The following is a 15,329-nucleotide window of genomic DNA, read 5'->3' as shown; positions in this document are numbered from 1 at the left end:
ATGTGGGCGGCAAGGAGCTCCCTCGATGACAATCCGAAATCTTGAATACGCCGTCTCGCCAAGATCCGTCGCCGTCGTCGGCGCGACCGAGCGCATCGGCTCGGTCGGTCGCGTTGTCTTCGACAACATCGTCAGCGGCGGCTTCGAGGGCGATATCTGGCCGCTCAATCCCAAACATTCGCAGGTGGCCGGCCGCCGCTGCTACGCGAAGGTTGCCGATCTTCCGGGCGTTCCAGATCTGGCCGTGATCGTGACCCCTCCCGACACCGTTCCCGGCGTCGTGCGCGATCTGGCCGAGAAAGGGACACGCGCGGCCGTTGTCATCACGGCGGGACTGACGCGTGAAAACGGCCTGCGCCAGGCGATGCTCGATGCGGCAAAGCCCTCGCTCATGCGCATCATCGGGCCGAACACGGTCGGGCTGATGGTTCCTCCCGTGAAGCTCAATGCCGGTTTCGCCCACATGGCGGCCCGGTCCGGCAACATTGCGCTGATCTCGCAATCCGGCGCCATTGCCACGTCGCTCATCGATTGGGCGGCCGAAAACAATGTCGGCTTTTCACGGATCGTCTCCCTGGGCGATATGGCCGACGTCGATGTTGGTGACTGCCTCGACATGCTGGCGGGCGATTTCCACACGCGGGCGATCGCGATGTATCTCGAAAGCATTCCCAACCCACGCAAATTCATGTCGGCCGCGAGGGCGGCGGCGCGCCTCAAGCCGGTCATCGCAATCAAGCCCGGCCGGCACGAGCAGGCAGCCAAGGCGGCCGCGACCCACACCGGCGCGCTCTCAGGCGCGGACAGGGTGGTGGACGCAGCTTTGCGGCGAGCGGGAGTGCTGCGCGTGAAAGATCTCGCCGAACTGTTCGATGCCGCCGAGACGATCGCGCGCTATGCTCCGCTCGAGCGGGCCCGTGTCGGCATCCTCACCAATGGCGGCGGCGCCGGCGTTCTCGCGGTCGACAAGCTCATCGACCGTGGCGGCGAGATGGCTGAGCTCTTGCCGTCGACGATAGAGCGACTGAACCGCTTGCTCCCACCGACCTGGTCGCATGCAAATCCGGTCGACATCGTCGGCGATGCGGCGCCGCAACGCTATGGGGCGGCGCTCGAAGCCTTGGCGGCGGATCCCGGAGCGGACGTCATCATGGTCATGAACTGTCCGACCGGGCTCGGTTCCTCGCCCGACGCGGCCAGGAAAGTCGCGGAGCTCGGCGACGAGGGCGAGATCGCAGGAAAACCGGTTCTTGCATGCTGGCTCGGCGAGCATACAGCGCGTGAGGGACGGCGCATCCTGACGGAAGCCGGCATCGCGAGCTTCGAAACGCCGGAGGATGCGGCGATCGCGGCGTCCTATCTCAGCGAATGGTCGCGGGCTCAGCGGGCGCTCCTGCGCACGCCTCCGAGCCAAGGTGAAGACCCCGTCAGCGGGAAAGCTGCGGCACATGCGATTTTCCGCCAGGTTGCAGGCGAAGGGCGACGCATGCTGACGGAGCCGGAAGCAAAGGCGGCGATCGCCGCCTACGGTATCTCAGTGCCGAGAACCATTGTCGCTCGCTCAGCCCCGGATGTGGCGCAGGCTGCCGGCCAGCTTCTGGAAAGCTCCGAAAGAGTGGTCGTCAAACTGTTGTCGAAGGCGGTTTCACACAAATCCGATATCGGTGGCGTGGTCCTCGACATTGCGACTGCCTCCGGGGCTGGAGAAGCCGCGAAGTCGATCGAGGCCCGCCTGAGTGCACGGGCGCCCGATGCGAAGGTGGACGGCTATACCGTGCAAACGATGGTCGTGCGCAAGCACGCGCAGGAACTCATCCTGGGTATGAACCTCGATCCGATGTTCGGCCCCATCATCCTGTTTGGCGCCGGCGGCACCGCGGTCGAGGTTCTGAACGACACCGCGATCGCCCTGCCGCCGCTCGACGGCGTGCTGGCCGAAGACCTGATCGACGCGACGAGGATAGGTCGCCTGCTCGCGGGCTACAGAGATCAGAAGCCCGCCAATCGAGCCGCGATCATCGCAGCGCTGAACGGCTTGTCGCAAATGATCGTCGACTTCCCTTGTCTGGTCTCCCTCGACATCAACCCGTTGCTGGCCGACGGCGAAGGCGTGATCGCACTAGACGCCCGCATCGAAATCGACCCGCGGCGCGTGGATGAACCGGCGCCCAACCCGGCCCTCGCCATAAGACCCTATCCGTCGGGATGGAGCCGGGATTTTGCATCGGATGGCTTCTCCTACCACATCCGGCCGATCATGCCGGCCGACGCGATGCTCTATCCCGCGTTCCTGGCGAAGATTTCGCCCGACGATTTGCGGCTGCGTTTCCTCTCGCCGCGCAAGAACTTCCCGGACCAGATGCTGAAGCGGCTCACGCAGCTCGACTATGATCGCGATATCGCCTTCGTCGCGCTGGAAAAGGACACGGGAGCGCTCGCCGGAATCGGCAGGCTTTCCTGCGACCCGGATCACAGGATCGCCGAATACGCCTTGCTCGTGCGTACTGACCTGCAAGGTCATGGGCTGGGATGGGACCTGCTAAAACAGATCATTGACTATGCGAGGGCCGAGGGTATCGGCCGGATCGAGGGCATGATTCTCAACGAAAACCGCAAGATGCTCACCATGTGCCGGGAGTTCGGCTTCTCGGTCGCGCATCACTCCAGCGAGCCCGGCCTGTCAGTGGCGACGCTGGACGTCAAAACACAGACTTAAAGCGCGTCGCCTCAATCCGTTTCGTCGCGACGCGCTTTAGGCGGCGGTCTGGTTGTGCGATCCCGTCTTCCTGAAGCCGACTGGAGATGAAGCAGTGCCCTCAACGAAGGTCGCCATTTCGGCGATGATTTCGGCGACTTTGCGGTCTACCTCGATCTTGCGCCAGGTCAATGGACCGGCGGCATTGCGTTGCAATTGCCGCGACAGGATATCGACCGTGGCATCGGAGGGACCACCCTTGCGCTCGCTGACCCGACGCCAGAGAACGGACGGATCGGCCGTCAGCCAAAATCCTGCGAAAGGAGTTGCCCTGTCCCGAGCGACGCGCTCGATCCTGTCGCGGTCGTCCGGTTTGTCGAAGACAGCGTCGGCGACGACGCAGCCGCCTTCGGCAAGGATAAGCTCCGCGCGCCAGGCGATCTGGCGATAGACGCGTTCCGATACGCCGGGCCGGTAGGCCTTATTAGGCAGCCTCGTCTCGGCCGCCACGCCATGCATGGCCTTGCGGATGCGATCGCTCTCGACGATCCGGGCGCCGGGCGGCGCGCCGATGCGAGCGGCAAGCGCCTCGGCGACAGTCGTCTTGCCCGTGCCGCTCAGGCCGCCGATCGCGATGAGCCGGGATGGCGTCTCGGCGAGCAAGGCTCGCGCGAGCTCGAAATAGGACCGCGCCTCGGCAATCAGCTTTGCGGAGTCTGAACTGCCTTCCTCGATCTGTGTTGCCGTCACATGCGCGCGCACCGCGGCCCGGACCGCCATGAAGAACGGCAGCAGGATGAAGCCGTCTTCGTCGTCGCCGTCGTCGAGGTAGCGATTCATCACCAGATTGGCGAACTGCGGAAAGCCGCGATGCCACAGATCCATCAACAGGAATGCGAGGTCGTAGAGCACATCGACGGTGGCGATCCGGTCGTTGAATTCGATACAGTCGAACAGGCGCGGCTCGCCATCGAAGAGGCAGATGTTGCGCAGATGCAGGTCGCCGTGGCAGCGACGAACCCGGCCTGCCGCCTCGCGCCGGTCGAGCAGGCTGGCATGGCGGGCGAGGGCGGCGCGAAACGCGTCGTTGAGCGCTTCGATCTCCTTCGGGTCGAACACGTGGCTTGTTGCAAATCCGGCCGAATTGATCTCAAGCACGCCGCCGATGTTCGCCGACCCGCTGCCGATGTGGATTTCCTCGGCGCCGCGATGATATTGCGCAATCATGCTCGCCACTTCCGTCATTAGCGCAGGCGTCAGCTTGCCCGCGGCGGCTACGCTGTCGAGAAGCTTCGACTGATTGAAACGAACCATTTCGATGACGGCGTCGACCAGCTCCCCCGGCCCGTCCAGGGCAAGCTGGTCTCCTTCGCGCGTGATGCGGCGGACGCCGAGGTAAAGGCTGGGCGCCGTCCTGGAGTTCAGCTCCACTTCCTTTTCGCAACTGGAGAGCCGAAGCTCAGGCGTCGAAAAATCGACATAGGGCAGCTTGACCGCCCGCTTCAGCTTGAATGCGCGTCGACCGACCAGGAAGATACGGGAAATGTGGGTTTCGATCGTCTCGACCGGGCCAGCCTCGTCATAGGTAGCAGGATCCTTCAACCTATCAACCACGGCATCCTGGTTCTCAACGATCATAGCCTGCGCCCTTGGTTGCACCATCGTGAGTTTTGCTAGCGTTGGAGCGTCTGAACATAACCGGTGAGGTTATGGATGCGTTCCGTGGTCACGGCCTGTCCGCCATACGGGCCGTACCGCTTCACATCGTCAGGCAGGAACTGGTCGCCCCAGACCGGCATCTCGCGCTTGCCGTGCTCCGGTATCATGCCGCGGCCGTCGATCGTCGCGAAAACCCGCCAGTAGGGAAATTCCCCGCCATTGCGTCTCGTAAGCGTCGTCAGATTCGCGGGACGCTTCCGCAACGTGTCGGCCAGGGGTCCGTCGCCCTTGCCGTCCACGCCGTGGCAGACCGCGCAGGAATTCATATACTCCTGCGCTCCGTTGCTCATTTGCTGTGCCGCCGCAGCGCTCAGGGTCAGCGCCGCGAAACCCATCGTGATCCAGAGCTTCATTGATCGGCCTCCAACTACCAATGTCAGCCTAGAGCGTGCGGCGCCAGCGCACGTTGATCGGGATCAATCTCGCGAAGGGATCGGTTTTGATTCAGCGCAAGGAAGGACTTCCACTGGCTCGCTATTGCTGAACCTTCTGTAATCTTCTTCGTTCAGGGAGTTGCCGCCATGCCGTTCAAAACATTGCTCACGGTTACAGGAGCGCATCAGGGGGACGGCGATCTGAAGCATGCTGCCGGTTTATGCGAAGAGATCCATGCCCATCTCTCCGTGTTCGTTCTCGTGATTGCCGCGCCTCCTTCGGGAGGAGAATACGCAGCAGTCGTCTCGCCAGCCTGGCTCGCGGAGCGAGAAGCCGAGATGGAAATGCTGGAGAAGCGAACCTCGGCCGTCTCCAGGTTGCTTTCGGAAAGTGCCGTGTCCGCCGATGTCAGCAGCGACTATCCCGACGCCGCTTGGGCGGACGAAGTGATTGGGCGGCGCGCCCGCTATGCCGATTTGACCGTTGTTGGCCCGGACCTGCTTGCAAGTCATATGCTCAAGGAGAAGGTCATCGAAGGTGGTCTGTTCTCGTCCGGGAAACCGATCCTGCTCGTGCCAAAGTCAACGCGTGCAACGCTGAAGCCGAAACGCGTCCTTGTTGCGTGGGACGCCAACCTGGAAGCTTCGCGCGCCGTGCGGGAGTCGCTTGGCATCCTGGCGGGCGCCGATGAGGTGCGCGTCGTTATGGTCGACCCGATCGAGGACGAGCGCCACCATGGGGCGGAGCCGGGAGCGGACGTGGCAGCCTATCTCGCCCGGCACGGCGTGAAGGTCACGGTGGACCGCCTGCCGAGCTCAAACCGTTCGATCGCCGATGTTCTTCGCCAGCATGCTATCGATACCGGCGCAGAACTCATGGTGATGGGTGCCTACGGCCATTCCCGACTGCGCGAGCGCATCTTCGGCGGGGTGACCAAGTCCATGATCGAGGGCGCCAGCCTGCCCGTTCTTATGGCCCGTTGAGGTGTTCGTGGATAAGATACCTCTTCGGTTCGAAGCCGGTGCCGGCGGTCACCGGCCTTGATATATTCAACTCGCCCAGCTTTTTCCCGGACGGGAATTCCGAGTTCAAACCTCTCTCGCACTGCCAGCCCTTTTGGCCATGAGCTTGAGAATGCCTGGGGAAAGTGTCCGTCCTTCTTTGATTTAGGAGCCCCAGGTTCGCGGAGTTGGAGGGCCGGGCGTGGCCCGTGGGAAGATTGGGGGGCAGTCATAGCGGATATCTCCTTGTCAAATAATCGGCATGACCTGAACGGCTCATCGAACGGATCGCGGGACCACGCCTCGAACACGTCCATCTCGGCCTCGATGACCGGAGCACGTTTGGGAGAGTTGTTGATGACAGCGTCCGGTTGGCAAAGTGGTACTTGCCCGCCGCCGATGCAGGATGGCAGCGAAGGGGTGGCATAGTAGTAAAGGGTCGTCCGGTCGTATACGCCCGCGACGTATGAGAATGTAGTGGGTTCGCTTCTTAGACATTCACCAAGTTTCGCTGTTTCCCCGCAAATCCGGAACGGCCTATATGCCGCCATTTGCCGTCGTTTTCCGCTCGCTCGCATAAGATACGAGCTGTGTTCATCTCCTCCCAAGGATCGTTGCGCCGGGCGGGCATTGGATTAATCTACCTTCTCGCCGCAATCGGGAACGCGTTTCATGACGATCTGGGCTGCGTCGGTGAGCTTTTTCATGCCGCCCCTCCGTCAGTGCCGCGCACAACAGGGACGTCCGTCTCTTCCTGCCTTCGGGGAGGTTGCCGCTAACGGATCTCGTTGGGAAACACCTGCTCGGGCACCTCTTCCTTGCCGATGCGGATCAGGTCATCGCGCGCCGAACGAATCTGTGGCCAAGGAAACTCGGCATCGTCTTCCGAAGCCTCTCCTTCCATCAGCACGGCGTCAAATTTGGCTATGACACCCGCTAGGGAAGTGGCGGGGGTTTTGGACAATGCCTCAAGTAGGTCCTCCGCTCGGTCGGCAGCCTCACACTCCGCACGCAATGTCGCTGAATAGCCAATTTTCCTGTCGGCGGCATTCCAACGCGCCTGATGAGCGGCAAAATCGGCTTCAGCCTCCGAGCGCTTTGCAGCCTCTTCCGGACCAAGATCGAGCACTTCGAGAATCGCCTTAAGTGAATGCAGCGTCACGCTCTCGCCGTCGCGCAGCCGGATGGTCGCGCAAGGAAACCCGACCCTCTCGACGAGTTGCCGCTCCAGGCGCTGCTGCTGACGGCACAGCTGTTCAGTCTGGTGGTGGGCAGCCTTCCATTTGCACCACACCGCCACAGCAGGATCGGCGGATTGGTCTATTTCCGACTCATCACAGGCAAACGCTCTTGGCTGCCTTCTCGCCTTTGCATTTGTCGTTGCCGCAAGTAACCTCCCGCGAGTGACGCGGGGCAAAGTCGTGGTATTGTCGGAATCACCCATGATCCGAGCTCCCAGAAGCTTAGGTTGTGGCCAGGCTAGGCACGGTGCGCCAACACCGCGTCTAGCCGCGTCCCCGGACCAAAGAAGGCCCAAGGGTATCACTGATACCTTTGGATCATAACGGAATGATCTAAAGGGATCAATAGAAATTGGTAACAGCGGCACAGATGCGGGCGGCCCGAGCATTGATCGGTCTCTCACAAGCGGAACTTGCCCGACGGGCTGGCGTCTCTATTCCAACAATAAAACGCTGTGAGAGCAACAGTTTGCGTGCTCCCGTCGTGTCCGCCGAAACCCAGGACAAGATCCGTGCTGTTCTTGAGTCCGGGGGCGTGGAATTCACCAACGGCAACCAGCCGGGCGTCAGATTGCGGCGATCGTGACCGACTGATCTCATGGGTGGGTCTACCGCCGTCTGTCCCAGGCCCTATGAAAAGGCGCAGGCGTGCCGAATACAAGTTCGCGTCATTAATACACGTCAACTTCTTTGAGGAGGAAGCCGGTATTGCCCCTGTGCCTGCCGATGACCCGCCATTTGAAAGCCCCTGACCGCTTTGGCGCGATCGACCGCGTGCCAGCGCTCGGCACATCGGTGAGCGGGCGTACGTTCGAGGTCTTCAATCCGTCGACCGGTGAACTGCTGGCGGAACTTCCTGACATGGGCGTCGAGGAAACGCGCGCAGCGATTGATAAGGCCTATGTCGCGCAGGCTGAATGGGCGGCACTAACAGCCCGCGAGCGCAGCGAAATACTGTGGCAGTGGCATCAGCTGATTGTGACCCACACCGACGACCTTGCTGCGATCCTCACCGCGGAGATGGGCAAGCCGCTCGCCGAAGCCAAATCGGAGGTATCGCATGCTGCCGCGTATCTGCAATGGTACGCCGAGGAGGCCAACCGCATCTACGGCGAGACGATCTCGGCGCCGTCGACAGACCGCCGCATGCTGGTGATCAAGCAGCCGATCGGCGTCGTCGGCACGATCACGCCGTGGAATTTTCCCGCCTCAATGGTGGCGCGCAAGATCTCGCCGGCATTGGCAGCGGGCTGCGCGATCGTGTTGAAACCTGCCGAGCAAACACCGCTTGTAGCGGGCGCCATGTTTGCGCTCGCCGCCGAGGCCGGCTTCCCCGACGGTGTAGTGAACCTTGTCTACGCCTCCGAGGGCGCCGCGGTTGGGCGTGAGCTCTGCCATAATCCCAAAGTGCGCAAGATCAGCTTCACCGGATCGACAGAGGTCGGGCGGCTGCTCATGCGCCAATGCTCGGACCAGATCAAGAAGGTCAGCCTCGAGCTGGGCGGCAATGCGCCTTTCATCGTCTTCGACGACGCCGACATAGATGCCGCCGTGGACGGGGCAATCCAGGCGAAGTTCCGCAATGCCGGCCAGACCTGCGTCTCTGCGAATCGCCTTTACGTGCAATCGGGTGTTCATGACGAGTTCGTCGACAAGTTCGTGGAACGGGTCCGCCAGCTTCAGGTTGGCGACGGTTTCGATCCCGGTATCGCCATCGGCCCGCTGATCGATAAGCGAGCTCTGGCCAAGATCGAATCCCACATCGCCGATGCCCTACGAAAAGGCGGCGCGGTCCGGTGTGGCGGAGGTCGGATTGGCAGGGACGGGACTTTTTTCCAGCCGACGGTCCTCACCGACATCTCCAGCGAAATGGCGGTGGCGCAAGAGGAGACCTTTGGGCCATTGGCTCCGGTCATCCGCTTCGAGGATGCCGATCAGGTCGTGCGTGAGGCCAACGACACGATCTACGGCCTCGCCGCCTATTTCTATGCATCGAACCTGAAGCGCGTCTGGCGCGTGGCGGAGGCCCTGGAATACGGCATGGTGGGGATCAACACGGGACGCATGTCCTCGGAAGCCGCGCCCTTTGGTGGGATGAAGCAGTCCGGCATCGGGCGGGAAGGATCCCGACATGGCCTCGAGCACTACCTTGAGATGAAATATCTTTGCATGGGCGGCATCTGAAGAACAGACGGACTAAATCCAGTTCCTGAGCTTTGCCGGCCGGGATACCCTGCCGGGCATGTTGTTGCGGCTGTCGACCGCCCCGGCTCAGTTGTTGAAATGGGACAGCTGAAAGTCGGTTTCGTCCTGAAATTCGGACAGCCCTTCCTCTGCCGAGCGGAACATGTCCTCGAAAGCCAGCTCATGCTCGAAGACGACGCCGCCGACGCGGATGGCGAGCACGTCCTTGTCGCCTTTCGGGGCGAAATAGATCTGCCCGACTGCCTCGCGGATGCGGTTGCCGACTTCCTTCGCGTCCTGCTCGCTCGCGCCGGGAAGGAAGACGCCGAACATCGCGGTGCCGATGCGGCCGATCAGATCGTCCTTGCGCACCGAGGACCTGATGGCCGAGGCGATGAGCCGCAAGGCTTCGTCGCCCCATTCGAGACCGAAGCGCAGGTTGATCGAGGAAAGATGCTCAGGGTGGATGACGAGGAAGGCGCCGGAGCGCGGCCCGGACGGCCTCGCCGCCCTTCTGTCGACCATCGAGGTGAACACGGAGCCGTTGAAGCATCCGGTCAGCCGGTCGTAGGTGCCGGCCCTGGTGAGCTCCTGCCGGTAGCGGCGCAGTTCGACCTCTCTCCAGCCGAGCAGGGCAAAAAGCGGCAGGCCGATGATGATCGGCAAAAGCGTCGCGGTGACGATGCTGCGGCCGAACGGCGTCAACGCGTCGCTGAACAGGAGCAGATAATTCAGCCCGAGCGAAAGACCGACGCAGGCGGCGGTGCCCAGCAACGGGAGCCAGACAACATGCTTCCATGTCCGAACCGGCGGGGTCTGCGTTTGTCTGCTCACGGGCCAATCTCCTCTTGGACGCACTGGCTTAAAGCAGGTCCGTTACGATTTCGGTTTCAGGGAAGCTTACAATTTGATGGAAGTCGGGCATCTTTCTCCCTGGGAAGCGCTGGATCCGCCGCTCGCCCCACGGCCGCGACCTCGCTTCGGATGATCCGCCGGGCCGCCGGGAGCGGTTCAGCGTTGGTAGAATCGCTGAGCCGCTCTAACCATTCTGTTATCGCGCAATTCCAGACGGAAACCCTCTTCGTGGAATCGCCCTATTGCGGCGGACCGAAGATGCCCATCCTGGCATCCCTGGCGACAGCTTCGGCCTTGCCGTAGATACCTGAGGGTGACGCCATTGCCCAGCCGTTGGCGACAAGCCAGGCGCCGACATCCTGCTTGCCGAGCATGCAGGGCGCGGCGATGGCGAAGCGGTCGCCATCGGGCGGAAGGACGCATTTCAGCGCCCGGCCGCGCAGCCAGGCGTTGAAGGCGGCGCGGGCGCGCTGGCCGCAGGGCCAGACGGCATCGTCGAACGAGCAGGTCCTGGCGGGATCGATGTCGACGGTCCCGCTGATGGCGACCTTGCGGCCCATGGCTTCGACGATCGCCGACGAGATGGCGACCGGACGATAAAGCAGCGTCTCATGCCAGTCTTGCGGCATCGACGTCTCCGGCGGTGCGGCTAGGCCAAGCTCGCCGAGCGGCGGACGGGGCTCGATGCGCTCGATCCCCGAGGGATCGAGCGGCGGCGGCGCGATGAGATCCTCGGCGATCCTGCGCGCCGGCTGGCCTGGCCGCATATCATGGACAGGAAGGCGAGGGGCGGGCCGTGCTTCCGCGGCCTCCTGGGCCGGCGGGTACGAGGGCAGCCAGCGGCTGGACGCGGCAATCAGCAGCGCGCCGGCGACCAGCCCGAGGCCGCCGAGCGTCGTGGCAAGCCGGCCGGTCGATTTCACCTCGCCCAACGCGCGCCCCATCATTTCGCCGAATCATACATTAGGCACCGGCGACATTGCTTGAAAAGCAAGGCGTTGCGTTAAGTCTCGCGCAACCAATGCCGCCTACACTCGAGCATCGGATGTCGGGGGATGACATGACGCGCAAGCCGATACTGCTCTTTGCCTTCCCAGCCCTCATGCTCTTGCTGCTGGCGGCGGAGCGGACGGCGACATTCCTGCTCGGATCCTATCCGGCGAGCCCTGCCATGTGGCGCGTCTGGCTCGAGCTACGCCCCTTCTCGACGATGTTCTGGCAGCAGGTGCATTTCTATCTCGGCGGCTCGATGGCGCTCGACGCCGCCGTTGTCGTCGCCGCCTCGGCCGCCTGCTGGATGGCTTGCCATGCGAAGAGGTCCGCCGGCTTCTTCCTGGTCAATCACGCCGCCCTGCTTTTCGCCGGGCTGATGATCGCGGTCGGCAGCCATTCGGAAACGGCGAGCACGATCGCTTCCTTCACCGCGCCGCGCGGCCTGCAGTTTTCGCTGATGATCGACTTCAGCTGGAAGAACAGCCTGGTGCTGTGCCTCGGCCTCGCGGCCTGCGCCTATTGCCATATCGCCTTCCTGCGCGAGGCGAGGCTTCGCGCCGAAGCCCGCGCCGTGCGCATGCTGGCGCTGCAGCGCGACCTCTAAAGCGCGTCGCGATCTTTCAGATTCGCGCCATGCGCTTTAGGTTTTTGATTTTGCATGTCTTTATCCCGAAACCGGTTCCCACTTTCGGGAGACATGCTTTAAAACTCAGTCGCGCCGGATCGAGACGGCCGCTCGGCCAACCGGGCGTCAGTTGATCTTCTTGTAATAGACCTTGCCGTCGGACTGCTCGATGCGCTGGTAGGACGGGTTGGGCCCGGGCGGCGCGACCTTCCTCTTGAACATCCGCGGCGCGTCCGGCTCGCCGGCACCTTCAGCTGCGGAGGCCTCCGCCAGCGCGGTGGCGGCAAGCGCCGGCGGCTCGGGCGCTCTGGGCATCTCGGCCTCCGCCGCAGCAGGCGCGCCCTGCTCCAGCCGGGCGGTGCTGCCGTTGATCTGGCCGAAGTTCGTCTGCAACTGCCGGTCCAGCGTCTCGAACCGGCTTTGGAAGCCGTTGTTGACCGTGTCGATGCGGGCGCCGATCCGCTGCTCGAACTGGCCGAGCTGATCCAGCCGCGCCTCCATTGCCTTGAGATCGTTGACGCCGCGATAGAGGTAGATGGCGGCCGTGACGTTCACAAACGTGACAAGGCCGGCGCCGACCGCCGCCACACCAATGGTCCACCCCCAGCTCGCCTTGCCGGGTGCCTTTTCCTGTTCGCCAAGCTCGATTGCCGGAACGTCCGGTACGCTGATCATCGTCATTCAACCACCACCTTTGCGCCCACCGCGACGCGCTTGAAGAGATCGATCACATCGGTATTCGTCAGTCGGAAGCATCCGGACGTGCCGTCGAAGCCGACGCCCTTGGGATCGTTGGTGCCATGGATGCGATAGAGCGTATCGCGCCCGTCGCGCGAGAGATAGAGCGCTCTCGCGCCGAGCGGATTGTAGGGGCCGGCCGGCACCATCGCCGGCAGTTCCGGCTGGCGCGAGCGCATTTCCTTCGGCGGGCGCCACTCCGGCCATTCGGTCTTGGATGCGACCTTGACCGTGCCGGTCCAGCCGAAGCCGTCGCGGCCGACGCTGATCTGGTAGCGCAGCGCCTGGCCCGGGCCCGTCACCAGATAGAGCGCCTTCTCGCCCTTGCGGATGATAATTGTGCCGGGCTGCTCGCCGCTCTGGAAGGCGACCGCCTTGCGCAGGCTGGGGCCCATGGCGGGAAGCGGCGGCAGCCCCGATCCGGCTGCGGCGAGACCGCAGGCCGACAAGAGCGTCATGCCGGCGAGGCAAGCGCCTGCAAGACGCATCGCGATCGGCCGCATTTGCTTTGCCGCAATTCCGGACGGAAAACCGCTGCGCACTTTTCCTGGAATTGCTCTAGCGCTGGGCATTGTCCAGCCGCTCCTTGAACATGCGCTTCAGGTCCTTGTTGAAGCGGGCGCGTGCGTCGACCTCGGAAGGCAGGATGGCGCGGTTCAGCGCGTCGGTGAGAAGCGCGTTGTCCAGCGCCAGCGACTTGATGTGCGGCGCCTTGAAGATCTTCTCCAATTCGCTGCGCGAGAAGTGGTTGCCGAACCATTTGCGCTTGTGCTTGTTGGCCACCAGGGTGATCGAGACGCCGTTGCCGCGCAGCTCGCGGATCTTCTTGTAGAGCCGCTTGCCTTGCCTGAGCGAGGCGACGTTGAGCTCGAAGACGATGAAGATCTCGTCGCTCGTCCTAAGCACCGAGTCGTGCCACGGCGTCTCGATGTTCGGCAGGTCGATGACGATGTCGTCGAAGCGGTAGGCGACGAGATCGAGCAGCCGGAAGACGAAATCCGCGCCCTGCGGCTCGAACGGCAATTGCGGCCGCTCGAAGGAATAGAGCGTGAGGCCGGACGGCCGCGACAGCTTGATCACGTCCATCAGCTCGACATCGAGCCGGTCGGGCTGGCCGATGATGCCGGCGAGGTCGAACTGGTTGAACTGGTTGAGGTAGGCGCCGCAATTGGCGCTCTGGAAATCGAGGTCGACGAGGCAGGTCGAGGCCGCCCGCTCGGCCGACTTCGAGGCGAGATGCTCCGCCGCCGAGATCGCCAGCGTGGTGGCGCCGGCGCCGCCGCTGGCTGCAATGAAGGTGATGATGCGGCTCTTCGTGCCTTTGTTGCCGGTGTCGTGGAAGGTGACTGCGTTGAGCAGCTCCTTGGCGTCGAGCGGCTTGTGCAGCCAGTCGGAAGCGTTCATGCGCACCAGCACCCGCGTCTGCTCGGAGGTCAATTCGCCGGAGACCGCGATCAGCGGCACCGAAGCCCAGGCCGAACGCGCCTCGACGATGCCTGCATTGCCGAGCAGCTCGCCGCTGCCGAGATCGAGGATGATGATGCCGGGCCGCGCATCCGCCGGCGGCCCCTTCAGGAACTCGACCGCCTCGGAGACCTTGACATCGTAGATCGCCAAAGCATCGAGCCGCGTCGTCACGTCGCGCGTGAAGTTCGCATCGGAGGAAAACAGCGCAACCTGCTTGCGTTTGGTCGGCAGCACTCTGGTGTCGATGGCGTTCATGGCGACGTACTCTTTAAATCTTCACCCGTTACGGTACTGAGCATGGAGGGGACAGTGAGGTTGGAGAACCCGAGCAGACCGCCCAGGAAGAAGAACTGGAAGTTGATGTTCTGCAGGCTGACGGTGATAGTCGGCACCGGGCCACCCAAACGGGTCTGATAGCCGAGGCCTGTAGCCGTATACGTCACCACGACGTTGGCGCGTTGCAAGCCAGGGAAAAATTGACACATGCCCGGCCGTTGGCCATTCGCCGGGCTAGGACAGGTATCGTCATTTGTATTTGCGGTATCGCCGCGGAAGATACGGCTGAACGCAGCGGCGCTGAAAGTACCGCCGTTGGTGCATGAGCCGGCGCCCGCGCTATAGGTGCACACAAAAGGGCCGTAGGCGCCGGCAGCGACCGGGGCTCCTGGATTTGAAGTCGGCGCGGCTGTCGCCAGCGCCGAAGCAACAGGATCGGAAATCGAGGCCAGTCTCGCGCCGACCTGGACCGCCTTTGTCGCGGCATTCCACTGGTAAAATGCAAAACCGAAATCGACGAAGCCGAGGGTCAGGACCAGCAGCAGCGTCAAAGCGATGGCCAACTCGACCATCGTTGCTCCATCTTCCGATCGTATGAACAGCTTCAGCATACTAAAATCGGAACAACCGCTCCTGATGGCTGGCCCCAAGCGTGACGGCAGTGATGTCGAACAGTGAAAGCAATCCGACGCTGTCTAGGCTGCTATAGGCGTAGCTGCCGGAGGCCGTTACGATGCAGACCTGCGACGTTGTCGAGAGATAGAGGACAGTGCCGGTCGCGGGATCGACCGCGTTTTTGCAGGTGGTAGGATCGGCGATGCTGATGGTAACATTGGACTTCTGCCAGCCAACGAGACGAGCAGGTGCTGTTCCCGCCACGTTGCCGAACACGGTAATGTTCTTTGCGAGATCGACGCAGTCGATCGCGGCAAGCCCCGCATTAGTGTAGATCTGGCTGTTGCATCGCGCCGCGAAACGCGCTCCGTCAGACAGGCCGGCTTCCATCAACAGCTTGTCATGGATGAGGTTGCCGAACTCGAACACGCCCGCGGAGAGGAACAGCATCAGCGGGCCGACGATCGCCATTTCGATCAGCACGGTGCCGCGCTGGTCGCGACGGAATCTCCGGAGATGACGAGCAATCAGCCGAACCATCGCCG

At 62.9% G+C, this 15,329-nt stretch carries 15 protein-coding genes; 5 read left to right on the top strand and 10 right to left on the bottom strand.

The window, feature by feature from the left end; genetic code table 11:
- Positions 1–25: 25 nt before the first annotated feature.
- A complete protein-coding gene (locus RFN28_RS23835) occupies positions 26–2,716 on the top strand; it encodes a bifunctional acetate--CoA ligase family protein/GNAT family N-acetyltransferase (RefSeq protein WP_320289664.1) in 2,691 nt (896 codons plus the stop codon).
- 36 nt (positions 2,717–2,752) lie between these two features.
- Here the strand turns inward: RFN28_RS23835 and RFN28_RS23830 are convergent, their stop codons facing one another.
- Both RFN28_RS23830 and RFN28_RS23825 read right to left on the bottom strand, forming a co-directional pair.
- On the bottom strand, positions 2,753–4,333 hold the full coding sequence (locus RFN28_RS23830) for a bifunctional aminoglycoside phosphotransferase/ATP-binding protein (protein WP_320289663.1): 1,581 nt from the start codon (positions 4,331–4,333) through the stop codon (positions 2,753–2,755).
- A 35-nt stretch (positions 4,334–4,368) separates the two neighbouring features.
- Positions 4,369–4,767, bottom strand: coding sequence for a c-type cytochrome (locus RFN28_RS23825; protein ID WP_320289662.1), 399 nt, complete (start codon positions 4,765–4,767; stop codon positions 4,369–4,371).
- Between the two features lie 168 nt (positions 4,768–4,935).
- Here RFN28_RS23825 and RFN28_RS23820 point away from each other — a divergent pair, with 168 nt between their 5' ends.
- Entirely contained in the window at positions 4,936–5,772 is an 837-nt protein-coding gene (locus RFN28_RS23820) for a universal stress protein (protein ID WP_320289661.1), read from the top strand.
- A 793-nt stretch (positions 5,773–6,565) separates the two neighbouring features.
- Here the strand turns inward: RFN28_RS23820 and RFN28_RS23815 are convergent.
- Positions 6,566–7,234, bottom strand: coding sequence for a hypothetical protein (locus tag RFN28_RS23815; protein WP_320289660.1), 669 nt, complete (start codon positions 7,232–7,234; stop codon positions 6,566–6,568).
- Positions 7,235–7,401: 167 nt separating this feature from the next.
- Between RFN28_RS23815 and RFN28_RS23810 the strand changes: the two genes are divergently transcribed.
- Together RFN28_RS23810 and RFN28_RS23805 are read left to right on the top strand one after the other, a co-directional pair.
- Complete coding sequence (locus RFN28_RS23810) at positions 7,402–7,617, top strand: helix-turn-helix domain-containing protein (protein WP_320289711.1); 216 nt, start codon at positions 7,402–7,404, stop codon at positions 7,615–7,617.
- Between the two features lie 140 nt (positions 7,618–7,757).
- A complete protein-coding gene (locus RFN28_RS23805; RefSeq protein WP_320289659.1) occupies positions 7,758–9,215 on the top strand; it encodes an NAD-dependent succinate-semialdehyde dehydrogenase in 1,458 nt (485 codons plus the stop codon).
- Positions 9,216–9,302: 87 nt separating this feature from the next.
- Here RFN28_RS23805 and RFN28_RS23800 read toward each other — a convergent pair whose 3' ends face one another.
- Together RFN28_RS23800 and RFN28_RS23795 are read right to left on the bottom strand one after the other, a co-directional pair.
- On the bottom strand, positions 9,303–10,049 hold the full coding sequence (locus tag RFN28_RS23800; protein ID WP_320289658.1) for a GGDEF domain-containing protein: 747 nt from the start codon (positions 10,047–10,049) through the stop codon (positions 9,303–9,305).
- A 260-nt stretch (positions 10,050–10,309) separates the two neighbouring features.
- Positions 10,310–11,017: a thermonuclease family protein gene (locus tag RFN28_RS23795; protein WP_320289657.1), complete on the bottom strand. Its 708-nt coding sequence runs from the start codon at positions 11,015–11,017 to the stop codon at positions 10,310–10,312.
- A gap of 113 nt (positions 11,018–11,130) precedes the next feature.
- Between RFN28_RS23795 and RFN28_RS23790 the strand changes: the two genes are divergently transcribed.
- Complete coding sequence (locus tag RFN28_RS23790) at positions 11,131–11,667, top strand: hypothetical protein (protein WP_320289656.1); 537 nt, start codon at positions 11,131–11,133, stop codon at positions 11,665–11,667.
- Between the two features lie 147 nt (positions 11,668–11,814).
- Here the strand turns inward: RFN28_RS23790 and RFN28_RS23785 are convergent, their stop codons facing one another.
- Genes RFN28_RS23785 through RFN28_RS23765 form a run of 5 tightly spaced genes read right to left on the bottom strand, consistent with a single transcriptional unit; the run spans position 11,815 to position 15,324 of the window.
- Positions 11,815–12,369, bottom strand: a complete 555-nt coding sequence (locus RFN28_RS23785) for a hypothetical protein (protein ID WP_320289655.1) — start codon at positions 12,367–12,369, stop codon at positions 11,815–11,817.
- Positions 12,366–12,929, bottom strand: coding sequence for a L,D-transpeptidase (locus tag RFN28_RS23780; protein WP_320289654.1), 564 nt, complete (start codon positions 12,927–12,929; stop codon positions 12,366–12,368). The genes RFN28_RS23785 and RFN28_RS23780 overlap by 4 nt, the downstream gene beginning before the upstream one ends.
- Before the next feature lie 55 nt (positions 12,930–12,984).
- Entirely contained in the window at positions 12,985–14,148 is a 1,164-nt protein-coding gene (locus RFN28_RS23775) for a CpaE/TadZ family protein (RefSeq protein ID WP_320289653.1), read from the bottom strand.
- The gene (locus RFN28_RS23770; protein WP_320289652.1) at positions 14,145–14,780 is read right to left on the bottom strand and encodes a TadE/TadG family type IV pilus assembly protein; all 636 of its coding nucleotides are present in this window, start codon (positions 14,778–14,780) and stop codon (positions 14,145–14,147) included. The genes RFN28_RS23775 and RFN28_RS23770 overlap by 4 nt, the downstream gene beginning before the upstream one ends.
- Before the next feature lies 1 nt (position 14,781).
- A complete protein-coding gene (locus RFN28_RS23765) occupies positions 14,782–15,324 on the bottom strand; it encodes a TadE/TadG family type IV pilus assembly protein (protein WP_320289651.1) in 543 nt (180 codons plus the stop codon).
- Between the last annotated feature and the right edge of the window lie 5 nt (positions 15,325–15,329).

This window comes from Mesorhizobium album, from assembly GCF_033977205.1.
Lineage (GTDB): Bacteria > Pseudomonadota > Alphaproteobacteria > Rhizobiales > Rhizobiaceae > Mesorhizobium > Mesorhizobium album.
The sequence above is the reverse complement of the archived record's forward strand: the minus strand, read 5'-3'. Positions and strand labels throughout refer to the sequence as shown.